Below are 25,373 nucleotides of genomic sequence, written 5' to 3'. Positions count from 1 at the left end.
ATACTAGTTTAGCATGTTAAAATACCCAATTAAGTGACCTCAATCATAGCAATTGCATTTTTGATTCTCATTCTCAATGTGTAATATTAAAATAAAAAAATCCACAGTTAATCTGCAGATTTTTACCATTTTTTGGCATAATAAAAGAAATAAAGCTTTGGTTAAAGTCACGAAAACTCCTTTACTAATTCATAAATTTTTTCGGGTTTTAATGATGATGAAATAGATTTTTCGGTTTGAAGGGTAAGAGCAGCACCAGCAAGTCCTAATTGACAAGCACTGAATAACGAGTCCTCGTGCATGAGTCCAAATATGGCACATGAAGCAAATGCCTCACCAGCCCCTGTGACATCAACTACCTCCGTTTTGAAAGTGGGCAAATGCCCTGATTCTTCAGAAGAGAAATAATAAACCCCCTGATCACCAAGCGTGATAATCACTTTTTCAACGCCGCGCTGACTAATTTTTTCACACGCTAATTGACAATCCTCGATGGAGTCGATCTTTATTTCAGCAAGCACTTCAGCTTCTTCTCGGTTAGGAATCAGCAGTTCTACACCGTCAAGACGATATGGAAGTTTTCGAGCCTTGGCTGAAGATACAGGGTCAATATAAATGGGGATGTTTGCATCGCTGCAGCGTTTAATTAAATAATCGATACACTCCTTAGGAATATTCGTATCCAAAAAAACAGCTTTTGAGGCAATAATATAAGACCATTTTTCCTCAATCATGGAAGTTGATATTTTTTCGTATATATTCATGTCAGCCATTGAGACAATACTTTCGCCATTAATATCCAATAAGGTAGTATAAGTCCCTGTCCGTTCTGTTGGCAGCACCCATACTTGGCTAACATCCACACCTTGACTCTTCGTTTCCTTTAGAATCCAGTTCCCCTCTTTGTCGTCACCGACACAAGATAAAAGAGAAGAGCTTAAGCCGAGCCGACTTAAATTTTCGGCAAAATTACGTGCTACACCGCCACATGTCTCAGTAATTTTTACTGGATTAGATGAATATAAACGCACCTTTTTAATTGTTCGCGCTTTTCGGTCGGTGTTCGCTCCTCCAATACACATGATTGCCGATTCTTCTCGGATAATATATCCACGTCCTTTGATTTCACCGCGTCTTGTCAGGTTGGCGATATAATTAGCAACCGCCGGTCGTGATAATCCAACTTTACTTGATAATTCTTGCTGTGAAATGAAAGGATTCATTTTTATGTAATGTAAAATTTGACTCTCTTTATCCATGAAACAACCTCACTTCTCCTTAAACAATAGTTTAATCCATAAACGAATGTTTGTAAAACGGTTAATTGTGTACTATAATTTTGAAAGGATTCTTATTAAGTCATAATCATATAGTCAATCCATTATAACAAAAAACGAACATGATTATTTACACTCATAAAATTATTGGAGGAAGTGGAATGATGAAGATATACCTATACCCTATATTGGTCGTGATCGCAGCAAGCAGTTACGGAGTCGTTTCAACAATCATTAAACTGGCAATGCAAAGTGGTTTTTCGGTTTCGGAAGCTGTTACAAGTCAATTTTTTATCGGTTTTTGCATCGCTGTATGTATCTACCTTCTTACAAATAGAACAAAATTAAGCTTTAATGGAATTAAAATTCTTATCTTAGCAGGCGTTCTAACGGGGTTGACAAATATTTTATATGGCCGTTCTTTGAACTATTTACCTGCTTCACTGGCAGTTGTATTACTGTTTCAATTTACATGGATAGGCGTGTTGATTTCGTGTATAACAAAACGTCAGCTTCCGAGTCGAATTGAATTTCTTTCTTTAATCATATTGGTAACGGGAACCATACCTGCAGCTGGCTTGATTGATGTTGATTTATCTCAAATCCCTTTTCAAGGGTGGTTATGGGGTTTAGCGGCGGCTCTTAGTTATTCCCTCTTTTTATTTGTCAATGGCCGGGCAACTACAAGTATGTCAACCTCTAATCGGTTAGTATTGGTTTCTTTCTTTGCTTTTATGATGTCGGCTGTTTTTCAATCTCCAGAAATTATTTGGAATGGAACTTTGTTTACCGAAGGACTTTGGATTTATGGTTTGGCATTAGGGTTATTTGGCCTGATTATTCCTGTTTTCTTGTTCACGATTGCTGTACCTAAAGTCGGATTAGGGATGACATCTATATTGAGTGCTATTGAATTGCCAATCGCGGTAATGGTGTCAGTTATTTTACTAAGTGAAACGGTTACGACGGTACAAATAGTAGGAATCGTCGTCATTATTCTAGGGATAAGTTTACCAACAATGCTAAATAGTAAAATATTGGTGTTTAAAAATAACGATGCAAAACAAAAATTAAAAAATAAATCTTATTTGGCTAGTGAATTTAAAAAAAATATTAGCTGATGCTTGTATTCTAGTTACTCTAAATTTAGATCACACTTACTAGTCAATTTACAACCTCATGTTTTAATTAGGCTGTTTTCTAAATGATTGTTGTTTTTAAAAAAGTTTTGTTTAAGTTGATTGGAGCGGAAATCAACTACACCTCTTTTTGGTTAAATAGCAACAAAGTTAACGAAAACAGACTTTAATTAAAATGATCCGTAATGAAATTTATTATGAAAAAATTGCCTTATCCAGAAAATATAGCGGATGAGGTCTTTTTTGTTATTACTGAAAGTGTTGATTTTGAAAGGTAATTGGATGGATCTGCTATTAGCTGGGAATATTACATTATGATTACAAAGAAAATGAAATATAAAATCCTATTGACAATTTGATATGAAAGCGTATACTAAACATGTGTTTAACAAACAAACATTTGTTAAGAAGTGAGGTGGAATAATGACAAATGATATGAATGAAAATGAAGAATTTATTTTAGGCAAGATTAAAGAAAATCCATTTATTTCTCAACAGGAGTTATCTGATCTTGTAGGAATATCAAAGTCATCAATTGCTAATATTATTTCTGAGCTTATCAAGAAAGAGTATGTTATGGGCAAGGCTTATGTCTTAAATGAGACAAACCCTATTATTTGTATAGGGGGGGCTAATGTAGATAGAAAATTCTATGCGAAATATGAAATTACGAATGAAACGTCTAATCCAGTAAAATCCTCTAGCTCGGTTGGAGGTGTAGCAAGAAATATTGCTGAAAACTTAGGAAGATTAGGTGAGGAAGTTGTCTTAATTTCAGCAAGTGGTCACGATTCAGCATGGGAAGAGATTTACGATTTATCTTCACCTTTTATGAATTTAGAGCATGTCGCTCAATTTGAAAATTCGGCAACAGGTTCCTATACAGCTGTTTTAGATAAGAATGGTGATTTATCCATTGCATTAGCAGACATGGATGTTTATGAAAATATCACTCCTGAGTTAATGATAAAAAACAGTAAATTTCTTAGAAGAGCTAAATGTATCGTTGTGGATTTGAATTGTCCAAGAGAAACAATTGATTATGTTTGTTCCTTCACATCTAAATATAATATTCCATTAGTCATTATCCCTGTTTCGTCACCAAAGATGAACCGGCTTCCAAAAACATTAAGTGCAGTGAGTTGGCTCATCGTCAATAAAGATGAAACAGAAACTTTTATGAATATTAAAATCAATGATGAGAAAGATTGGGAAAATTCAGTTAAGAAGTGGTTAGAATTAGGGGTAAAAAATGTAATTGTAACTAATGGATCAAAAGGTGTCATGTCAGGTCTAGAAAATGGCGAGATTCGTTATTTTCCAGCTATCGAAACACCAATGGTTGTTGATGTGACAGGTGCAGGGGATTCCTTTTGTTCAGGAGTTATTTATTCCTGGCTGCAAAAGAAGGAATTTGATTACATTATTAAATCTGGGATGGTTAATGCCCATAAAACGATTATGTCAAAATATACAGTTAGACAAGAATTATCACAAAAACAATTTACATTAGATATGGAGGAATTTTAAATGAAAAATTATATTGAATTATCTGCAGAGGTACAACAAGCAAAAGCTGAAGGAAAAGCGATCGTTGCATTAGAATCTACGATTATTTCTCATGGTATGCCATATCCTCAAAACGTAACAATGGCTCGTGAAGTTGAACAAATTGTTCGTGATAATGGTGCTGTTCCAGCGACAATTGCGATCATTGATGGAAAAATTAAAATTGGATTAACAGATGAAGAATTGGAGTTATTTGGTAAAAGCCCGGATGTTGCGAAAGTATCAAGACGTGATTTAGCACATATTGTTGCATCAAAAAAATTAGGTGCTACTACGGTTGCTACAACAATGATCTGTGCTGATTTAGCAGATATCAAAATCTTTGTAACAGGCGGTATTGGCGGAGTTCATAAAGGCGCTGAAACGACAATGGATATTTCAGCTGACCTTGATGAATTAGCTCAAACAGATGTAGCTGTTATTTGTGCAGGTGCTAAATCAATCCTAGATTTAGGTCTTACACTAGAATACCTTGAAACTAAAGGGGTTCCTGTAATTGGATTTGAAACAGAAGTTCTTCCAGCATTCTACACAAGAAGAAGTGAACATAAGTTAAATATCTCTACTGATTCTATTGATGTAATTGCTGAAACATTAAAAACGAAATGGGAATTAAACCTTAAAGGTGGAGCTGTAATCGCTAACCCAATTCCAGAAGAACATGCTATGGATGAAGCATATATCAATGGAATTATCGATCAAGCAATTAAAGAAGCAGAAGAAAATAATATTGTTGGTAAAGATAGCACACCATTCTTGCTTGGGAAAATCAAAGAAATTACTGGCGGTTCAAGCCTTGTTGCCAACATTGAATTAGTAAAACACAATGCTAAAGTAGGAACACAAATTGCAGTTAGCTTCAACAACAAAACGAAATAATCCTAAAGTAAATCGAATTTAGAAATAAACTCAACTTCTATAAAGTTAAACTTCCCAGATTATTGTTACCAATAATCGAAAATAACCAAACTTTATAGAAGTTGTTGTTTTAATCCTTCGCATGAAAGCGTTAACATCAAGGGAGAGGTTGCAAATGAATTTTATCTTCTTAATAACAGGAATTTTGCTTGTTTTTGTTATTGGTTTTTTAGTTAGTAATAATCGAAAACAAATAAAATATAAACGTATTATGATCATGTTTGCTGTGCAAATCTTTTTAGTTTACTTCATGATGCACACCAGTATAGGTTTAATTGCTATTACTAAAGTAGGCGTGTTTTTTGAAAAATTAATGAAGATTGCTAATTCAGGAATTGAATTTGTTTTTGGCGGTATGTTGAATGAAGGTCAATTTTCGTTTTTCCTTGGAGTGTTATTGCCCCTTGTTTTCATTTCCGTCTTAATCGGAATATTAAATTATATAAAAGTATTGCCATTCGTAATCAAATATTTAGGTTTATTTTTAAGTAAAATAACGGGAATGGGCAAATTAGAAAGCTATTTTGCTATCTCGACGGCTGCGCTTGGACAACCTGAAGTGTTCTTAACAATTATCAAACAAATTCCACTTTTATCTCCACAAAGACTTTATACTATTTGTACTTCAGCAATGAGTGCAATAAGTATGGCGATGGTAGGGTCTTATATGAAAATGTTAGAGCCAAAATATGTTGTAACTGCAGTTGTATTGAATATTTTTAGTGCGCTGATCGTTGCTAATATTATTAACCCATATGATTTAGACGATGATGATGATTTAATAGATATTCAAGAAAAAGAAAGAATTCCTTTCTTCCAAATGGTTGGAGAAAGTGTAATGGATGGATTTAAAATTGTGATCATTGTTGCTGCTATGCTATTAGGATTTATTTCGTTGATGGAATTTATTAATGTGATTTTCCTAGGGGTATTTCAAGTTTCTTTCCAAACGGTTATTGGTTATATCTTTGCGCCAATTGCTTTCTTAATGGGGATTCCATGGGCTGAAGCTGTACAAGCAGGCGGAATTATGGCGACAAAACTTATCACGAATGAATTTGTGGCTATGTTGAATTTTGGCGAAATTTCAAATCATCTTTCCGCTAAAACGATTGCAATTGTTTCCGTTTATTTAGTTAGTTTTGCGAATTTCGGAACTGTAGGTATTGTTGCTGGTTCAATCAAATCAATCAGTGAAAAACAAGGGAGTTATATTGCGAAATTTTCGTTGAAATTATTGTTAGGTGCAACATTAGCATCTGTCATTTCAGGTACAATCATGGGTCTTGTCATGTAATTTATATATAGGAGTGAGAATAAAATGACTAAAAGAAGAAAAGTGATTATGGATTGTGATCCGGGGCATGATGACGCAATTGCCATTATTTTAGCAGCTTCACAACCGAAATTAGAAATATTGGGGATTACAACGGTTTCAGGAAATGCAGAAATCGAAAAAACGACGATAAATGCCTTAAAAACTTGTGATTTAGTTTCATTACATGATGTTATTGTTTCAAAAGGTGCAAGTGAGCCATTGATTCGTGTACGAGAAACTGCACCTGGTATTCATGGAGATTCAGGTTTAGATGGACCTGATTTACCGGAACCTTCACGCAGTTGGAGTGGGGAACATGGGTCTGATACGATTATTAGACTTGTCAAAGAATCAAAAGAACCTGTTACCCTCCTTCCGACAGCTCCATTAACGAATATAGCATTAGCGTTATCTAAAGCACCAGAAATTAAGGATAATATTGAAGAGATTGTCCTAATGGGTGGTGGAACATTTGGTAACTGGACACCAACAGCTGAATTTAATATTTGGGCAGATCCAGAAGCCGCAAAAAAAGTATTTGATAGCGGGATTCCAATAGTAGTAATGGGACTAGATATCACACATCAAGCTTTAGCAACAAAAGAAGTGATCGATCAAGTAAATAAAATTGATAACAAAGTGGCGAAAATAGTTGGTGAATTATTAGTATTTTTTGCCTCAACATATAAAGAAATGTTCGATTTTGATGGGGCGCCAGTCCATGATGTATTAACGGTGGCATATTGTGTTGCACCAGAATTGTTTAAGACGAAAGACGTAAATATTACAGTGGAAACGAAAGGTGAGTTCACTGCAGGAACAATGTTGGTTGATTTGCATGGGGTTACTGGCAGAAAAGTAAATGCGAAGTTTGGATTAGAACTTGATGTAGAAGGTTTTTGGAAACTAATGATTGACGCACTTAAAACATACTAGAATCTAAAGCCTGGCTAGGGCATCCTGTCCGTCGTCGGACATTTGCGGGCAGTTATCCCCCACTCATAAGTCTTTAAGTGGGGGATAACTGCCTATTAATCTATGATTAACTTTTAATAGAGGTGAAAAAATGATTACCGTAATTGGAAGCATAAATATGGATTTAGTTGTTCAAACAGATCACGTACCTAATAAAGGCGAGACTAGGTTAGGGAACTCTTTTTCAACTTTTTTTGGTGGAAAAGGTGCAAATCAGGTCGTATCTATTGCGAGATTAGGTAAGGAAGCGCAAATTATTGGTGCATGTGGTACTGATGAATATGGAAAGATCGCATTGACCTCATTAAAACAAGAAAACGTTAAAACGGATCATCTGTTCTTGTTTCCTGATGAAACAACAGGTACTGCTACAATCATTGTATCCGATGGTGATAATAGAATTATTGTCGTTCCTGGGGCGAATAATCGATTGACATCTAAAGAAATAGAACTTGTTAAAAATGAGATTATTAAAAGTGAAATGGTAGTCATACAGTTAGAAATACCTTCAAATACAGTTCATAAAGTATTGAAAATATGTAAAGATCATAACGTACCTGTTGTATTGAATCCTGCACCAATTGATAATTTTAAAAAAGAATTTATTGATTTAGCAACTTATATCACACCAAATGAATCTGAATGTATTAGTATTTTTGGTGAAAATATTGAACAATCATTAGAACGTTATCCCAATAAATTAATCGTAACCTTAGGTGACAAAGGTGCTCGTTTTTATGATGGTAAACTGCATATATTCATTAAAGGATTTAACACTAATACGGTTGATACAACAGGCGCTGGTGATACTTTCAATGGGAGTTTCGCTGTTGCAATAACAGAAGGAAAAAGCATTGAAGAAGCCGTACGATTTGCAAATGCAAGTGCTTCAATATCAGTTGAAAAAAAAGGTGCTCAAAGCGGGATGCCTTCATTGGAAAGCGTGTTAAAAAGGGTGAATTTAGAAAGATAGTCATCCTTCAAAGTAATCCGCAGTTTATTCTGCGGATTTTTCCTCTTTTTCGGCACAATTAAAGCAAAGGGTTTGCTTTTCATCCGTATGAACACCATTAAAAAAGCCATCGATACAATAGAGATTCTTTCGGCAAATGAGACACTTGCCCACGAATTCTTCCACATAATCACTCCAGACTTCCTAATACTGATGGTTTGTTTTTAAAATAAAAGAATAGCCAAAGCGTATTTGCGAACAAAATGCATGCTGCGATTACGAAGCCCATTCCAAAACTGACAGCTAATAAACCTGTTAATGAAGAGCCAACAACAGTGCCAATAGAGAAAAATGCATAAAACAGTCCAAAAGCTTTTCCTCTTGTTTCTTGATCTGTGTGTTGGACGAGCAATGCAGTCATGGATGGAAATAACAATGCGAATCCAATCCCATAAATGACCATACAGGTAAACAAAAACAGCAAGGAAGCTGCCCAACTTAAAAAAATGAGAGCGATGCCGATAATGCTCATGCCAACCATCATCAGATGATGGTGCTGATAGGCATCAAAGAGCTTATTGGTTGGTAAGCCAAAAATTAAGATGGCGGTAATGCCGAATGCACTAAGGAGAATGCCGCTGAAGTGGGTGCCATAGTTAAGAGCTTCAACCTGCAACGGAAGCATGTATGCCAATACTCCTTGGGCAAACATAAGGGAAAAAGCGCCTGTAAAGCTAATAGCCAACATAGGGGCTTTTAATAAGGAAAAAAGTGTATTAACAGGTGGCTCGATTTTTCTCGATATTGCTGTAACTCCATTCGGAAGGACAAAGAATGACAAAACAGCGATTAATAGCATGATAACGGCAATAATTATAAACACCCAGTTAATGCCGTATTTTGAGGTAACTATCCCACCGAAAGCAGGTCCGATAATGGCTGAAATACCGACAGCTACGCCAGAAATAGCCATTGACTTTCCTTGTTTTCCATCTTTCCCCTTATTTGCAATAACAGTGAAAGCAGCAGGAACAAGAAAACCGCTAAATAAGCCATGAAGGAATCTCACGGCCATTAATTGTGAAGGAGTAGTCACAATTGTATAGAGAAGGAGAATGGCTCCTGTAAAGAAAAAGCCAATAATCAAAACCTTTTTTGCGCCTTGTTTATCAATCCAATATCCTGCTAAAATGTTTCCAAACATATTAGAGAATGAATACATCCCGACGACTAACCCTATTAACGCAGGCGAAGCACCCAAGCTTTTCGCAAACGGACTCATAATTGGCAACTGAGCAAACATATCGATAAAAGCAAGCAAAACGAGAAATAAAATAAACGGTTTCATCTAATCTCTTCCTATTGTAATATATTCTGTCTTTCCCCATTATAGCTGTTTATGAGCTGTAAAACGAATATTCGCTTCTTAAACCGAGCAATTATTATGAGAAAATACTTAACGTGTTGGAGAAATATCATAGCAATACCGTGACCAGCCTCACTAATTGATTAGCCCTAATTATATAAGATAAAGGTGTTAATTACAGATTAGGAGGAAAGAAAATGAAAGAATTCGCTCAAACCGTTATTGCACCCGATTATCCGCCGCGTGAAAAGCATCCGACTATTTTTAGAACATTTGATTCCTTAGAATCAGGCCAATTTATGCAATTAGTCAATGACCATGATCCAAGACCGTTGCAATATCAATTTATGATGGAAAGAGAAAACCAATTCACGTGGGAATATCTTGAAGAAGGACCAGATACATGGAAGGTAGCAATTGGTAAGAAATAAGATTTGGCCGTTTTTATAAAGTTTGTTGCTTTTATAATGTGATTTTTATTTAATAATCTGAGTTGATTGGAGCGGAGGGCGCTTGACTCCTGCGGGAATAGAGGGAAGCGGGAGACCCCACAGGCGGTAAGCCGAGGAGGCTTCCGTCCCTCCCCGCGGAAAGCAAGTGCCCGCAGCGGAAATCAACGGGCAAACTTTATAGGCAATAACAACAAATATATCCGAACACAGCCTAAGATTTAAATGAATACGCGTTCCTCAAATGCAAGGCAACAGTGAATCTGTTGTCTTTTTCTGTTGGAAATTAGCGTTTTATTTATTTGTGAAAACCCGTCTAATTCCTGTTTTTTCAAAAGAATGTGATAAAATATAATAGTATTTGACTTTAAGGGGGAAACAGGATGAGAGAAACAATAAAACAAACTGAAAATGAGTTTTTGGAATATGTGAAAAAGATGGCAGCTTACAATGAAGCACTCTCATTAATTTACTGGGATTTACGTACAGGTGCCCCTAAAAAAGGCGTAGAGCAGCGTTCAGAGATAATTGGAATGCTGTCTTCAGAAGTATTTAAAATGTCCACATCAGAAGAAATGGCAGCATACATAGCAGAATTATCAGGTACAGAAAAAGGCAATTATCTTTCTGAAGTAACAAAGAAAACGCTTCAGGAATGTAAGAAGGAATATGACCGCAATAAAAAGATCCCCGCAGATGAATATAAGGAGTACGTTATTCTTCAGTCAAAGGCAGAAAGTGTTTGGGAAGAGGCGAGAGCCAAATCGGATTTTGAGATGTTCCGCCCTTACTTAGAGAAATTAGTGGAAAAGACGAAGCGCTTTATCGGCTATTGGGGTTACGAGGGGAATAAATATAATACCCTTCTAGACATGTATGAGCCAGGGGTTACCGTTGAAGTGCTGGACCAAGTTTTTGGTGAGCTGCGGGAGAAAATCGTTCCTCTTGTGCAAAGAATTTCCGAGTCTGATCATAAACCAGCAACAGCCTTCCTGTTTGAGCATTTTCCAAAAGAAAATCAGCGCGAATTTAGTTTGGAAATTCTGAAACAGATGGGTTACGACTTCAATGCAGGCCGCTTAGATGAAACCGTTCATCCTTTTGCTATTGGAATAAGTCCTGGAGACGTCCGTGTGACGACTAGATATGATGAGAGCGACTTCCGAACGGCCGTATTCGGAACGATCCATGAAGGGGGTCATGCTTTATATGAGCAAAATCTTTCCGCAAAATTAATTGGTACGCCATTATGTACGGGCACTTCGATGGGCATTCACGAATCGCAATCATTATTCTATGAGAATTTTGTCGGGCGTCATCCATCGTTTTGGAAAAAGAATTATGACTTATTAAAGGAGCATTCAAACGGGCAATTTGATGATGTACATTTAGCTGACTTTTACAGGGCGATCAATGAATCGAAGCCATCGCTTATTCGCATTGAAGCAGATGAATTAACATATTCACTGCATGTGATTATTCGCTATGAGATCGAAAAAGGATTATTTAATAATGAGATTGATGTGAAAGACTTGCCACATGTTTGGAATGAGAAATATAAGGAATATTTAGGATTAACGCCGGAAAATGATGCCCAAGGCGTTCTGCAGGATGTGCACTGGTCGGGCGGGATGTTCGGATATTTTCCTTCCTATGCATTAGGCTATATGTATGCGGCCCAGCTGAAGAATGCAATGTTAAAAGACCTGCCTGACTACGATAAGCTGCTTGAAGAAGGAAATTTAACACCTATCAAAGAATGGTTCACGAAACATGTTCACCAATTTGGAAAAATGAAAAAACCGCTTGAGATCTTAAATGATGTAACAGGCGAGGGACTGAATGCTCAGTACCTAATTGATTATTTGTATGAAAAATACGGCAATGTTTATCAATTAAAATAAGAAGGATTGAAGGGGTGACGTACCGTCATCCTTTCCTTCACAGGAGTATAAAATGAAAAAACTTCTTCCTTACTTTATGATTGCTTCAGGAGCGAGTCTCTGGGGACTGATTGCTTTCTTTGTAAAAGGCTTAGGAGATTATGGCTTTACAGCAATGGAAATCGTTGCTATTAGAGTGGCATTTGCTGCCATATTCCTATTGCTAATTGGGTTCGTACGCTACCGAAATCAAATGAAGCTGAATCGAATCACAGATGGTCGATTGTTTGTCGGAACAGGTATCTTTAGTGTTGTGTTTTTTAACTTTTGTTATTTTACAACAATTAGCCAGATGAATATCTCGATCGCTGTTATTCTGCTTTATACGGCCCCGGCTTTTGTGACTGTGTTATCTTTCATTTTTTTAAAAGAAGGGCTCAGCCTGAATAAACTCCTTGCTGTAGCAGGGACCCTAGTCGGCTGTATATTAATTGCAGGTTTAACTGCTGGGCAGAGCACGATTACTTTCATTGGAATTTTAACAGGATTAGGGTCAGGGCTTGGTTATGCATTGTATACGATTTTTGGGAAGTTTGCCTTAAAGAAGTATCAGCCGTTTACAATTACTTTATATACCTTTCTAGTTGCTTCTATTGCACTCATCCCTGTCACTCAGCTTTGGGAAAAGCTTGACGTTTTACTCAATGTCAATGTATTGCTATATAGTGTTGGTTTAGGGCTAATCCCAACTGTATTAGCTTATTTTTTATACACATGGGGGCTTGAGAAGACAGAAGGGAGCAAAGCCGCAGTTATTGCTACAATTGAACCTGTGGTAGCCACGATGTTAGGCGTCATGCTTTATGGAGAAAGGCTTGGGATCATTCAAATTGTAGGTGCATTATTAATCCTAAGTTCTGTTTTAATAGTCAATATGCCGATCCGTAAAAAAGAAAACCTTATCGAAGAAACGGACTTAGCAAATTAAAAAACACTCCGATCATTGATCGGAGTGTTGATTTCTTACCAGAGTTTAAAGCCTTTTGCTCCAGGTGGTGCATTCTGGATTAAATCAATTAACGGAATTGTGTAAGCGAATAAGATGAGAGCTGCTGTAATTCCAAGCCAAATCTTCATGTTATCAAACACCATTGGAACTTTTTCTGCTTGTTCTGCAACTTCTCCAACTGGGAATTCCTGATCACCTTTTGGAGCAAAGAACGAAAGATTCACAACGATATAAAGCATGATGATGATTGATATGAAAAGAATGGATCCGCCAACTGCTTGTGCGATTTGATATGGTATCCATTCCGCTGCTTGGGCAGCACCGCCGTATTCAGAGAAAGCAGAGCGGCGTGGTGCGCCTAGTAATCCGGCAGCATGCATGGCACCTGACATGAAAGTCATCCCAATAGCCCAGGTGATCCCTTGGATCATGGCAATTTTATTCAACTTTTTCGTAAAAGTTCGTCCTGTTAAATGCGGTATTAGCCAAAAAGAGATGCCGAAGTACGTTAACATAACAGCTGTAGCAGCAGTTAAATGAAAGTGTCCTGTTACCCAAATCGTATTATGCACAACTTGGTTCATCTGGTGAGATGCGTTAACAATTCCACCTGCACCCCCAGGGATAAAGGCAACCATTCCAATGAAAGGTACCGTAAAGCGTGCATCACCCCATGGAAGCTTTTTAAACCAGCCGAAAAGGCCCGTTGCTCCCTTTAAACGTCCAAAGTTTTCGAACGTAGCGAATATTGAGAAAGCAGTCATTAATGAAGGGACGACAACTAAGAAAGTTAAGACAACTTGTAAGAATTTCCATGCTGGATCAATTCCTGGCTCCAATAACTGGTGGTGGAAGCCAACTGGGATTGAAAATAGCAAGAGCAAAACAAATGACATCCGAGCTAAAGCGTCGGAGAAGATTTTTCCGCCAATCACCTTTGGAATAATTACATACCATGCCATGTAAGCTGGGAATAACCAGAAATATACAAGTGGGTGGCCGAAATACCAGAATAATGTCCGGCTTAGACCGATGTTCATTGTATCAATTAGTCCAAGCGACCAAGGAAGCATTTGGAATAGAACGGTGATTGCCACTCCAATTGAAGCAACACACCACATGATGAATGTGATAACAGCCATAAATGTTAAAAGCGGGCTTGGGATGCCAGGATTTTGTTTTTTCCATGCAAAGTACTTTGTGAAAATAACTCCAGCGTCAAACCAAGTACCGACAATCACTAATGTCAATCCTATGTAAAAGAGTGCATGTGCTTGAAGTGGTGCATAGAAAGTGAAAAGCACTGTTGCTTCATTTAATAGGATCATCGTAGCTGCAGTTGCCGTACCGATTGTCTTTAACCAAAAACCAATCCAACCAGTTGTCCGTTGGCGGCCGGAAAACGTTCCTGATGTTTTGCTGACACAAGAAAGCATAAAGCCGATGATAAAGAAAATAGTAAGGACAAGTCCTAAAACAACTCCATGCACTGTGAGGATTTGGTAATAACCAATTCCAGCTGGTAAAGTGAATTTTCCTGAACGAACTAAAGTTTGTAACAAACCTGCAAGGCCACCAATTGCTAAAGCAATGAATGCAACATAGAAGTGAGCCATTGCCAATTTTCCATCACGGCGGTCAACATTCGGATTAGCTTGTTTGTTAATCATTATTCAACCACCTCAATCGTCGATGTCATCATGTGGTGTCCAATCCCACAATATTCATTACATAGAACTAAAAACTCTCCAGGTTTATTAAATGTATAAACAAGTTCACTAATATACCCAGGCTCAAGCATCATATTGACATTCGTCCCTGCAACCTCAAATCCGTGAATAACATCCTTTGTAGTAGCAATGACCTTTACTTTCGCTCCAAGTGGAACTTGAACATGTCCAGGGTCATAATTGAATGCGGATGCGACAAAAACTAATTCATAATCCCAATCTTTTCCTTCAACTTTTTTTAGTCCAGGCTCATTAAAAGGCACTTGTGTGTCAACCTTTTCCGGATCAATTGTTGCTAAACAGCTTGGCGGCTGGTTTCCAAGATAGAAAGCACTGACGCCAATGACGGTTAGAAATACAAGCAGTGTTCCTATCCCGAAAATGAGCCAAATTTTTTCAAACTTATGCATATGCATGGCTTTTTCCCCTTTCTTTCTGTTATGAACGGTCTAAAAACAACATGTAAACACCAACCCAAGTAACGATCAGGAACACTCCTAATATCATTACGGAAGCAAATGTTCCTTTCAGAGAAGAGCTATCCTCAATTTCAGTTTCAACTTTTCTATTGAGTTCCGGTTTTGCCATTTTCTTTCCCTCCCCTCGAAAAATTGGAAAAAGTAAATGATTACAATTTCATAATACAAGACAATGGCGAAGAATCTAGGTGTTTCATTGAATTCACAAAATGTTCATTCATCACTTTAACACTATGGTAATAGGGGGAAATTGATTTTTCAGTGATATATATCACGTAGAAGAACGGTTAAATGTGAAGGAATTGTGAAGTGTACATTGAGGGTTGACGAGGTCTTTTGACCTAGAGTGTGAAGTATCTTTGAGCGAAGCGTATTGAGAAGTATTACTTAATGAAATATGCGGTGATTTTAAGAAAATAAACCAACGAGATCTCTTTCGTAGCTATTCCTATCACTCACATTTTTAGCGAAAAAAAATATAATGTATAAACGGCCATGACAGGATGTGGGTAAGAGAAACTATGGAAAAATACTATTGTGATCATTGCAGGATTTTATATAAGGAAGATGAGGAATTTTGTAAAGCTTGCGGCTCCTTTGTGAAGAAGAAAATTATCATTGAAGTTCAAAAACAGAAAAATAATAAAAATTATGCGGAATCAGAGTAATAACGTTGCTTAAAAATAAAATTTCAATATTGACAAATAAAAAAACGGCACTTTATGAGTGCCGTTTAATTCAGTTCTACCATTAATACAATCATTAAATCGCCGACATTGTTGATCTTGACTGGCAGCCGAAAAGCTTTTGTAAAACCATAAACCTTTGTTTGCCCAATTAGAACCGTTGGAGGAGTGATGTCCATTTCAAATCCTCTTTGGGAAACAAATGTGGAGAGGCCGCCGGCAATCATATTGCCAAGCTCCCCTGCAAAGGATTCAAGCATTTCTCCTTCGAGCATCATTCCAAACATGGCTTCGCCAATTTTCCCGAACACGATTTCATCGCCATCAATGATAATTCGGCCTTTAGCATCGCCAGTCATCCCGATTAAGACCCCAATCGAATGTTGGGTGTAAGGCTGCGTAAATAACGCAGGTTTCTCGACTGTAATCTCTAAAGGCAACACTGATTTAACTGATTCAATCGTTCCGTTCAATATATCTGTTACACTTTTTGTTAGTGTCACACTTCATTCCTCCCACTAAATACCTAGTATAATCTTACCATATTTCCCGTTGATTTTTATAAAAAAGTTTATAAAAATTCCACATTTCCCATCAATTCGACATGAAGTGAATTGGTAAAGATTTCGTAATGCTTCATCAGTAGAAAGGATCTATAATAAAAGAGCACAACAACTCCTTCAAAACATTACTTCCTCCTGTTGGGGAAGTTTTTTTTATTTCCCCGTATTGCTGATTTGCATTCGCATTGGAACTGAATGTTTCCGCAAAAATGCAAAAAAAGTGCCTTGAATAGAGCATAATATTCCACATAAATCGACGAAACAGCCGCAAAACGAATCAAGATCCGAAGAGGCATAAGAAGATTGCCGCATAAAGAGCTTGAACTACCGCATAAGCCTATTTCAGCCACTTAAGCCACATAACGAAGTTCACCTTGCTGCATTTTTACCATTAGGATTCAAATTTGTATAGAATTCAATATTTTGGTAAAAAGTATCTATATGAAGAAGAAGGAGAGATCGTTATGCCATCCATTGTTTCGGTAGCCGAGGCAATCCCGGTTCATGTTCTCAAACAAGATGAAGCAATGAATTTTGCCAGGGATTTGTTTTCTGATTCCTTTCATGATATCGAACGTTTACTGAAGGCTTTCCATAATGGTCAAATTGAAAAACGGCATTTTGCAAAAGGGCTGGATTGGTTTAAAGCAAATAAATCATTTGCGGAAAGAAATCAAGCTTATATTGAATGTGCCGTGGAATTAGGGACTGAAGCGATTGAAAATTGCTTGAAAAGCAATATTTTTCTACAGAAGGAAATCCCTTATAACGAGATCGATGCGATTTTTTGTATTTCGAGTTCCGGTTTGGCTACGCCAAGTATTGAAGCCAGGATCATGAATAAGCTTCCGTTTTCACAGCATACGAAAAGAATTCCGATTTGGGGATTGGGCTGCGCTGGCGGAGCTTCAGGTCTTTCACGTGCACATGAGTATTGCCTTGCTTTCCCTCATGCAAAAGTTCTTGTTCTTTCTATTGAACTATGCAGTTTAACTTTTCAACGAAACGATCGTTCAAAAAGCAATTTAATTGGAACGTCACTATTTGCGGATGGAGTAGCTTGTGCGCTTGTTACAGGTGACCAAGCAGACAGGAGATCCTTTCAAAAGATGGAAACCGTTCCCGCAATTATCGCTACCCAATCTACAATGTTGCCGGGTTCACTTGACGTTATGGGCTGGGAGGTGAGGGATGAAGGCCTTTTTGTTGTTTTCTCTAAAGATATTCCGACGATCATTGCAAGCTGGTTAAAGCCGAATGTGACGGAATTTTTACTTCAGAACGAATTGGCGATTACAGATCTCCATCATTTCATTGCTCATCCGGGAGGGAAAAAAGTCATTGACGCGTATGTGCAATCATTACAATTCGATCCTGAAATGACAAAGATATCACTTGAAGTATTAAAGCAATACGGAAATATGTCCGCAAGCACGATCCTGTATGTACTGAAAAGATTTATGGAAATAGGCCAGGCGGGTGAATATGGCCTTGCTACCGCTTTGGGTCCGGGTTTTAGTTCCGAGATGCTGCTTATAAAATGGGAGGAATAGAGGATGGCATTCGCTATTTTTGTCGCATTTATTATTTTTCAGCGAGTTTCTGAATTATGTATTGCCAAAAAAAACGAACGCTGGATGAAGCAGCAAGGTGCGTTAGAATTCGGACAATCCCATTATCCGTTCATCGTGCTCGTTCATTGCTTATTTTTTGTTTCGTTTATATGTGAAGTCCTTGTTCTTAATAAAGGTTTGTCGCTAAGTTGGCCGGTTCTTCTCGCATTATTCCTACTCACACAGGCAGGCAGACTTTGGGCACTTGCTTCACTTGGCTCATATTGGAATACAAAGATTATTGTCTTGCCAAACGCGAAGATTGTAAAAAAAGGACCATACCGGTTTGTTAAGCATCCTAACTATATCATCGTCACGGCAGAATTGATTATTATTCCGCTTATGTTTCAGGCTTATTTTACCGCATTCCTGTTTACTATTTTTAATGCAGTAATCCTTATGATTCGAATCCCGGCTGAGGAAAAGGCGTTAAGACAATTAACTCAATATGAGGAAGCTTTTAATGGGATATCTCGCTTGACAAAGGATGTTAAAAAAGTGTGACAATTATATAGATTCTATTGAAAAGGCTGTTGCTTTAATAATGTGATTTTTATTTAATAATCTGAGTTGATTGGAGCGGAAGACCCCGCAGGCGGTAACGCCGAGGAGGCTCCCATACCTCCTCGAGGAAAGCAATTGTCCGCAGCGGAAATCAGCGGGCAAACTTTTTAGGCTAAAACAACAATATATGCGAAAATAGCCATTGAAAATGATTATCGTTCGTGCTAAAATTCTAATTGAAGTTGAATATTATTCTCAAGTACCATTCCAATAGGAAGGTGTTGTTACATATGGTAGCGATTTTTATTGCAGGCACAGTAACAGCCTATGCATTCATGATGAAACATGTCTTAAATCATGTTGCAAAACCACAAAATAGATAATGATGAATATACAATCTGAAGAGGATGACTCAAGAAGGGTCTGGCTCCGCGATCAATATACTGTATGTATTGGATAATAACAATCCATCTACAATATATGACTGATGTGGGGTCGGATGCTTAGTTCCTGAGTCGTCCTCTTTTTATTTTCGGCTTATGATAGGAATTGTGAGAAAAATCATTTAAAATAGAATGTAAAATGATTCAACAAGGGGATAAATATACATGGTTCAAACAGCATTAAAACAAGACACAGTTGATTTAATGAGTAAAATTACAGCAATGCATGAGTATTTTTCCAAAAATCAAGATCTGCAAACGGCTGATAGAGCAAAGGATTTGGCACTGAAACTCAAGAAACAGGAATATTCGATTGCTTTTTGCGGGCATTTTTCAGCGGGAAAATCGAGTATGATTAATAAAATTGTTGGAGAAGATTTACTTCCATCTAGTCCGATCCCTACGAGCGCGAATCTCGTAAAAATCAAATCAGGCGAGGACTATGCGAAAGTGATTTTTAAAGAAGGGAAACCGAGATTATATCCGGCACCTTATGATTATGACCAAGTGAAATCGTATTGTAAGGACGGGGATCAAATCCATGCAATCGAAATTAGCTATTCAGAAACTAGCCTGCCTGCTGATGCTGTGATAATGGATACTCCTGGCATCGATTCCACTGACGATGCTCATCGAATTGCAACGGAGTCGGCATTGCATCTAGCTGATCTCGTTTTTTATGTAATGGATTATAATCATGTTCAGTCTGAATTAAACTTCCTTTTTACAAAGGAATTAACTTCAGCTGGTAAACAGGTTTATTTAATTATCAATCAAATAGATAAGCATCGTGAGGAAGAATTGAGTTTCGAGCAGTTTAAGAATAGTGTTCGCGATTCATTCGCTTCATGGGGTGTTGAACCTGCGAGAATTTTTTATACATCGTTAAAAGAAATATCTCACCGGGAAAACGAATTCCACGCCTTGCAGCAATTTCTTAAAGATCAGATTGCCAAAAGGCAATTGCTTCTTCCAGCATCCGTTTTTCATTCGTTAAAAAAACTAGCAAGTGAACATCTAACGTATTTAGATGAGAAGAATTGGAAAGCCATCGAAGAATATGAGCAGAAGTTAACAGAACTTTCTATTGAGGAGAGGGAGTCACTTTCTAAGCAAGTGGAAGAGATCGAAAGGGATCTAACCATAATCCAGGGTTCACTTGATAAGACTGAAATTGATTTAAATAATAAAGTGGATGAAATATTAAAAAACGCTTATTTAATGCCGTTTCAGACGAGGGAACTTGCCGAAAGTTACATCGAGTCCCGCCAATCTAACTTTAAAGTAGGTCTTTTCTTTTCACGACAGAAAACAGAGATGGAAAGAAATGTGCGGCTCGAACAATTTAAAAAAGATTTTTCCGAAAAAGTAAAATCTCAGCTAGAGTGGCATTTGAAAGAGCTATACCTTCATGAACTAAAGCATTATGAAATTCATGATTCCGCATTATTAGCACGTGCTCAAACCTTTCAAGTCGTTTTCCCTGAAGCTCTTCTAGTAAATACGGTTAAGGAAGGGGCGCTCCTTTCAGGTGACTATGTCCTCCAGTATACGAATGAGGTCGCTGACTTAGTAAAGAGATTTGCAAAAAATAGCCTTTTAGAGTTAAAAGAATTATTTCTTAAAGCCCTAAAATCGAAAAATCAGCTTAAGCAAAATCGATTAGAAAAAGAGTGGAAGCAGCTAAAAATGCATGCAGAATCTTGGCAAGGAATCATAGCGATTAAGGAAAATCTTCGCTTATTCAAAACACGGATTGACGAATTACTAGCTGGGCAATTCCCGCAAGAGGGTTATAAGGAAAAAATCACTCAATTACTTGCTGTGCCAATGGAAGAGGCTGAAGTGATTTATCAATCGATTGATGCTGCCGAGGATCAAATGGAAGTCAGCCATTTATCTGAGGTCGTGCTAGAACAGGGTTTGAAGGAAAGTCCCGAAAAAGCAGAGACTCAGTCTGTTCAATCTTTAGTCGAGAAACTACATTTCACTGCTGACACTGTCCAGGATGTTCCAGGCTTTAAAAAAATGGCTGCGGAATTACTGCAAAAAGCGGACCGGCTTGGAAATAAACAATTTACGGTGGCTCTATTCGGCGCCTTTAGTGCGGGGAAATCTTCCTTTGCCAATGCCCTAATCGGGAATAAAGTGCTCCCTGTTTCGCCCAATCCGACGACGGCTGCGATTAATAAAATCATGCCTATAGATGATGAACATAAGCATGGAACTGTGTTAGTAAAGGTGAAGGCAGAGAAAACGTTATTCGATGATGTGAATCGCTCATTGAAGATGTTTGATCTTTCGGCAATCGATTTTGATGATGCGCTAAAAAATATCCAAAAAGTGATCAATGCAAAAGCGAATTTTGATGCGAATGAAAAAACCCATTTTGCGTTCTTGCACGCTTTCTTAAAGGGATTTGAATCCTTCCGACATCATCTAGGTAAAACGATCAGTACGGACCTGGAAGAATTTAAAGATTATGTCGCGATTGAAGAAAAATCCTGTTTTGTTGAAACGATTGAAGTGTATTATGATTGTGCGCTCACTCAGAAGGGGATTACCCTCGTTGATACGCCCGGTGCTGACTCAATTAATGCCCGCCATACCGGTGTTGCTTTTGATTATATAAAAAATTCAGATGCGATCCTATTTGTCACTTATTATAACCATGCGTTTTCCAAAGCAGATCGTGAATTTCTCATCCAATTAGGACGTGTTAAGGATTCTTTTGAGCTGGATAAAATGTTCTTTATCGTAAATGCAATTGATCTCGCAAATAATGAAGAAGAAATGAAATCAGTGCTAGAATACGTTGAGGAACAGCTCATCCAATATGGAATTCGTCGCCCTCATCTTTTCGGGTTATCAAGCTTAGAAGCATTGGCAGAAAAGCTTGAAAGGAAAGAAGGAGCCCGGTCAAAAATTAATCTTTTTGAAGAGAGTTTTTATTCCTTTATCACGAATGAGCTGATGGAAATTTCCATAACATCAGCTGAATTAGCATGGCAACGAGTTTTAGAACAGCTTCGAAGATTTATTCAGTCTTCACAGGAAAATAAAGAATTAAAAGCACAGAAACGAATTCAATTAGAAGAAGAGCAACAAGCTGTTCAATTGCTGATCGGAAAAAATGATGCCGGAATCCTCTCCCAAAGGCTGGAGCAAGAAGCAGATGAGCTTGTTTTCTATATTAAGCAACGCGTGTTTTTACGGTTTGGTGATTTTGTGAAGGAGGCGTTTAATCCTGCGCTATTAAAGGATGACGGCCGCAATATTAAAAAAGCGCTGCAAACGGCTTTGGAGGATTTTCTGCAAAGCTTTGGATTTGATTTTGCTCAAGAATTACGGGCCACGACATTAAGAATGGAAGCCTTTATCAGCAAACAATTAAAGCAAGCGCAAGAGATGCTAATAAAAACGACTGCTGAAGTCAACCCGGAACTTAGTTTCAGTCCCTTCGAAGTAAGAGGCTTGGAAGGAATCGAATTTGAAACGGCATTTGTAAATGAGGACAGAGCACAGTTTAAAAAAGCGCTCGCCCATTTTAAAAATCCGAAATCATTCTTTGAAAAGAACGAAAGAAAATTTTTAAGTGAAGAACTTGAACAAATGATATCAGCGCCGTCTGATACCTATTTGCAATCCGAAGGCCGTAGGTTGAGAAATCATTATCACAAATTGCTTGAAGAAGAATACGGACGATTGCTTTCCGTTCTTATCGAGCAAGCAGGTGAGTACTATGGTGGAATTTTAGCTATCTTGAGCGATGATTTTCCGATTGCCCAGCTTCAAAAAATGGAAAAGGACATTGCCAATTTCGAGGAGAATAGATGAATATCAAATCCTTTCATGCATGCGCGACTTGCATCCATTTTCAAGCGGTCAGGACGGATAAAAGGATGAATTATTTCTGTAAGCGATTAGGTTTCGAAACAAAGCCAAACTATCAATTCAAATGCTGGACGCCTAAAGAGCAGGTTCAAAAGCTTATTGAAAAGAGAAAGAGGGAGAAGAAGGAATGAAATATTTCGTTGACAAAGAATGGGTTTTAGATCGATTGGATGATGGGAATATTAGAATGGCGGATTGCCGCTATAACCTTAGTTCTTCAGACGATGGGTATGAATCATACTTGAAGGATCACATCCCGGGAGCCGTTTATTTTCATTTAGGCAAGGATTTAGCCGGCCCCGTTTTAGTACATGGAGGCAGGCACCCCCTCCCCGATCTGGAAAAGTTGAGGGGGTCTCTTCAAAAGGCAGGGATCAATAAAGATACGACTGTTATCGCTTATGATGGGGGCGAGGGTGCCTTCGCTGCCCGACTGTGGTGGCTATTAAAATATGTTGGGCATGAAAATGTGTTTGTTTTAGATGGCGGGTATAAGGGCTGGATCGATTCGGAGTTTCCAGTTTCCAGTGAAATCCCAACCTATCAAAAAAAGGATTTTGATATAAAGGTAAATGAAGGAATTTTGGCTTCCTATGAAGAGGTAAAAAAAGCGGTCAATGACAAAGATGAGGCCTCCATATTAATTGATTCAAGAGATTGTAAACGCTATTTAGGTATAGAAGAACCAATTGATAGAAAAGCCGGTCATATTCCAGGGGCTATTAATAAAGTTTGGTCTGAAGGTTATGAACAAGGCTTTTTCAAACCGAGTGAGGAGCAGGAAAAAAGATTTACAGATCTAGACAAAAACAAGCAGATCATTGTTTACTGCGGATCTGGGATCACAGCAACGCCCAATTTCATCGCGCTTAAAGCAGCAGGTTTTGAGAATGTCAAACTCTACGCAGGCAGCTTCAGTGACTGGATCACGTATGATGAAAACGATGTAGAAACAGGAGAATAATAATTAAAATAAGATTTTGTAAAAGCAAACCGTCGATAAAGAAGTTGATTGAAGCGGAAGGTGTGAGACTCCTTCGGGAGCAACGGGACAGGTGAGACCCCACAGGTCAAAGCGCCGAGGATGCTCACCGCCCGTACTGCGGAAAGCGAGCATCCTGGAGCGGAAATCAACCACTCCTCTTTAGTTGTCAAAGATTGCATTCTATCAGGCGAGTTTCCCATGTTATAATAGGATTAATATTATAATAGAAATGAATGGGAGAGAAGAAATAGATGAATGAAAATAAACCATCTTTGATGCTCGTTGATGGCATGGCTTTATTATTTAGGGCATATTTCGCGACTGCTGTAACTGGACAATTTATGATTAATTCAAAAGGTGTACCAACAAATGGGGTATATGGATTTGTTAAGCATTTTTTAACAGCGATTTCTTCCTTCAACCCGACACATGTCGCTGTGTGTTGGGATATGGGAAGCAAAACATTTCGCACGGAGATGTATGATGGGTATAAAGCGAATCGTCCGGAGGCACCTGTTGAACTTATCCCTCAGTTTGATCTAGTAAAAGAAGTCGTTGAAGCTTTTGATGTACCGAATATTGGTTTAGCGGGCTATGAAGCGGATGATTGTATTGGAACGATCGCAAAGAGCATAAAAGAAGAGGCGCGTGTGCATATTCTTACAGGGGACCAGGATATTTTGCAGCTGCTTGATGAACAAATATCTGTCGTCTTATTGCAAAAGGGTTATGGCAATTATTTAGTGCATACTAAGGATACATTCTTTGAAGAAAAGGGCATCAAGCCAAAACAAATGATTGATTTAAAAGCTTTTATGGGTGACTCAAGCGATAATTACCCTGGGGTAAAAGGGATCGGCGAAAAAACAGCCCTAAAACTTTTGCAGCAATTTGAGCATATTGAAGGAGTCTTAGCGAATTTAGATCAGTTGACAAAAGGTCAGCGGACGAAAATCGAACAGGATCTTGAGATGCTCCATTTAAGCCGTCAGCTTGCGGAAATTAAATGTGACGTTCCGGTTGAGTGTGTATTAGCCGAAGCAAGATTTGAGTTGAATCGCGAAAAGGTTTTGGAGAAATTCACTGAAATCGAATTCCGCGGATTAGATCGGTTTTTAAATATGAAAGAATATGCTTAACAGGAAGGGCTGTCTCAAATTTTGAGACAGCCTTTCATATTATTTCGTATTTTTCTTTTTAACTGCATTTTCCAGTTTGCTCTTTGGTTCTTCGGCTGCAAATTCAGTATCCTGTCCATATCCTTGTGGATTTACGCCAGATGCTGTTTTCCCTCGATTTTTTTGTTTTCTTTTACCCATTTTCTTCACCTCCTTGTTTTATGTTTCCATTTGGCTCATTTCGCATAGTTTGTTGTTTTGGCTTTAAAAAGTTAGCCCGTTGATTTCCGCTGCGGGCACTTGCTTTCCGCGGGGAGGGACGGGAGCCTCCTCGGCGTTACCGCCTGTGGGGTCTCCCGTTCCCTCTATCTCCCGTAGGAAATTGAATTTACATCCTTGAATCTGCCCACGCACGAAGGAAATGCGATAGCATTTTCGAGGAGTCAAGCGCCCTCCGCTCCAATCAACTCAGATTTATTTATATAAAATCACACTAAAATGCA

General features: G+C 38.0%; 21 protein-coding genes. 14 read left to right on the top strand and 7 right to left on the bottom strand.

Annotation, left to right across the window (positions count from 1 at the left end):
- Positions 1-167: 167 nt before the first annotated feature.
- The gene (locus BGM26_RS08570) at positions 168-1,259 is read right to left on the bottom strand and encodes a PfkB family carbohydrate kinase (RefSeq protein WP_217039402.1); all 1,092 of its coding nucleotides are present in this window, start codon (positions 1,257-1,259) and stop codon (positions 168-170) included.
- 179 nt (positions 1,260-1,438) lie between these two features.
- Between BGM26_RS08570 and BGM26_RS08565 the strand changes: the two genes are divergently transcribed.
- From BGM26_RS08565 to rbsK, 6 genes are all read left to right on the top strand, one after another.
- Positions 1,439-2,398, top strand: coding sequence for an EamA family transporter (locus tag BGM26_RS08565; RefSeq protein ID WP_254119154.1), 960 nt, complete (start codon positions 1,439-1,441; stop codon positions 2,396-2,398).
- A gap of 453 nt (positions 2,399-2,851) precedes the next feature.
- Entirely contained in the window at positions 2,852-3,946 is a 1,095-nt protein-coding gene (locus BGM26_RS08560; RefSeq protein ID WP_217040711.1) for a carbohydrate kinase, read from the top strand.
- Positions 3,947-4,864 carry a pseudouridine-5'-phosphate glycosidase gene (locus BGM26_RS08555; RefSeq protein WP_217039400.1) on the top strand — a complete coding sequence of 306 codons (918 nt, stop codon included), beginning with the start codon at positions 3,947-3,949 and terminating at the stop codon, positions 4,862-4,864.
- Between the two features lie 154 nt (positions 4,865-5,018).
- Positions 5,019-6,200 carry a NupC/NupG family nucleoside CNT transporter gene (locus BGM26_RS08550; protein WP_217039398.1) on the top strand — a complete coding sequence of 394 codons (1,182 nt, stop codon included), beginning with the start codon at positions 5,019-5,021 and terminating at the stop codon, positions 6,198-6,200.
- Positions 6,201-6,224: 24 nt separating this feature from the next.
- Positions 6,225-7,157: a nucleoside hydrolase gene (locus tag BGM26_RS08545; RefSeq protein WP_217039397.1), complete on the top strand. Its 933-nt coding sequence runs from the start codon at positions 6,225-6,227 to the stop codon at positions 7,155-7,157.
- Positions 7,158-7,287: 130 nt separating this feature from the next.
- Positions 7,288-8,169: a ribokinase gene (rbsK, locus tag BGM26_RS08540; protein ID WP_217039396.1), complete on the top strand. Its 882-nt coding sequence runs from the start codon at positions 7,288-7,290 to the stop codon at positions 8,167-8,169.
- Positions 8,170-8,338: 169 nt separating this feature from the next.
- Here rbsK and BGM26_RS08535 read toward each other — a convergent pair whose 3' ends face one another.
- On the bottom strand, positions 8,339-9,496 hold the full coding sequence (locus BGM26_RS08535) for an MFS transporter (RefSeq protein WP_217039395.1): 1,158 nt from the start codon (positions 9,494-9,496) through the stop codon (positions 8,339-8,341).
- A 215-nt stretch (positions 9,497-9,711) separates the two neighbouring features.
- Between BGM26_RS08535 and BGM26_RS08530 the strand changes: the two genes are divergently transcribed.
- The 3 genes from BGM26_RS08530 to BGM26_RS08520 all read left to right on the top strand — a co-directional run bounded on the left by BGM26_RS08530 (position 9,712) and on the right by BGM26_RS08520 (position 12,834).
- Positions 9,712-9,945, top strand: a complete 234-nt coding sequence (locus BGM26_RS08530) for a DUF2249 domain-containing protein (protein ID WP_217039394.1) — start codon at positions 9,712-9,714, stop codon at positions 9,943-9,945.
- Positions 9,946-10,346: 401 nt separating this feature from the next.
- Positions 10,347-11,867 (top strand): carboxypeptidase M32, encoded by a 1,521-nt coding sequence (locus BGM26_RS08525; protein ID WP_217039393.1) that lies wholly within the window; start codon positions 10,347-10,349, stop codon positions 11,865-11,867.
- A gap of 52 nt (positions 11,868-11,919) precedes the next feature.
- Positions 11,920-12,834 (top strand): DMT family transporter, encoded by a 915-nt coding sequence (locus BGM26_RS08520; protein ID WP_217039391.1) that lies wholly within the window; start codon positions 11,920-11,922, stop codon positions 12,832-12,834.
- A gap of 35 nt (positions 12,835-12,869) precedes the next feature.
- Here the strand turns inward: BGM26_RS08520 and BGM26_RS08515 are convergent, their stop codons facing one another.
- The 4 genes from BGM26_RS08515 to BGM26_RS08500 all read right to left on the bottom strand — a co-directional run bounded on the left by BGM26_RS08515 (position 12,870) and on the right by BGM26_RS08500 (position 16,253).
- A complete protein-coding gene (locus BGM26_RS08515; protein WP_217039389.1) occupies positions 12,870-14,525 on the bottom strand; it encodes a b(o/a)3-type cytochrome-c oxidase subunit 1 in 1,656 nt (551 codons plus the stop codon).
- On the bottom strand, positions 14,525-15,001 hold the full coding sequence (locus BGM26_RS08510; RefSeq protein WP_217039388.1) for a cytochrome c oxidase subunit II: 477 nt from the start codon (positions 14,999-15,001) through the stop codon (positions 14,525-14,527). The genes BGM26_RS08515 and BGM26_RS08510 overlap by 1 nt, the downstream gene beginning before the upstream one ends.
- Before the next feature lie 22 nt (positions 15,002-15,023).
- On the bottom strand, positions 15,024-15,173 hold the full coding sequence (locus tag BGM26_RS08505) for a cytochrome c oxidase subunit 2A (protein WP_217039387.1): 150 nt from the start codon (positions 15,171-15,173) through the stop codon (positions 15,024-15,026).
- A gap of 624 nt (positions 15,174-15,797) precedes the next feature.
- Positions 15,798-16,253, bottom strand: a complete 456-nt coding sequence (locus BGM26_RS08500; RefSeq protein ID WP_217039385.1) for a chemotaxis protein CheX — start codon at positions 16,251-16,253, stop codon at positions 15,798-15,800.
- Between the two features lie 524 nt (positions 16,254-16,777).
- On the opposite strand from BGM26_RS08500, the gene BGM26_RS08495 reads away from it, so the two are divergent.
- The 5 genes from BGM26_RS08495 to BGM26_RS08475 all read left to right on the top strand — a co-directional run bounded on the left by BGM26_RS08495 (position 16,778) and on the right by BGM26_RS08475 (position 24,891).
- A complete protein-coding gene (locus BGM26_RS08495) occupies positions 16,778-17,866 on the top strand; it encodes a type III polyketide synthase (protein WP_217040710.1) in 1,089 nt (362 codons plus the stop codon).
- A 3-nt stretch (positions 17,867-17,869) separates the two neighbouring features.
- Positions 17,870-18,430 (top strand): isoprenylcysteine carboxyl methyltransferase family protein, encoded by a 561-nt coding sequence (locus BGM26_RS08490; protein WP_217039384.1) that lies wholly within the window; start codon positions 17,870-17,872, stop codon positions 18,428-18,430.
- Positions 18,431-19,038: 608 nt separating this feature from the next.
- Positions 19,039-22,710 (top strand): dynamin family protein, encoded by a 3,672-nt coding sequence (locus tag BGM26_RS08485; protein WP_217039383.1) that lies wholly within the window; start codon positions 19,039-19,041, stop codon positions 22,708-22,710.
- A gap of 184 nt (positions 22,711-22,894) precedes the next feature.
- Complete coding sequence (locus tag BGM26_RS08480) at positions 22,895-23,731, top strand: sulfurtransferase (protein WP_217039382.1); 837 nt, start codon at positions 22,895-22,897, stop codon at positions 23,729-23,731.
- Positions 23,732-24,003: 272 nt separating this feature from the next.
- The gene (locus BGM26_RS08475; protein WP_217039381.1) at positions 24,004-24,891 is read left to right on the top strand and encodes a 5'-3' exonuclease; all 888 of its coding nucleotides are present in this window, start codon (positions 24,004-24,006) and stop codon (positions 24,889-24,891) included.
- Between the two features lie 39 nt (positions 24,892-24,930).
- On the opposite strand, the gene sspL is transcribed toward BGM26_RS08475, so the two are convergent.
- Positions 24,931-25,071, bottom strand: a complete 141-nt coding sequence (gene sspL, locus BGM26_RS08470; protein WP_217039380.1) for a small, acid-soluble spore protein L — start codon at positions 25,069-25,071, stop codon at positions 24,931-24,933.
- Positions 25,072-25,373 lie beyond the last annotated feature (302 nt).

It is taken from the genome of Bacillus sp. FJAT-29790 (genome assembly GCF_019039215.1).
GTDB lineage: Bacteria > Bacillota > Bacilli > Bacillales > Cytobacillaceae > Cytobacillus.
This window is presented reverse-complemented; position numbering and strand designations above follow the sequence as displayed.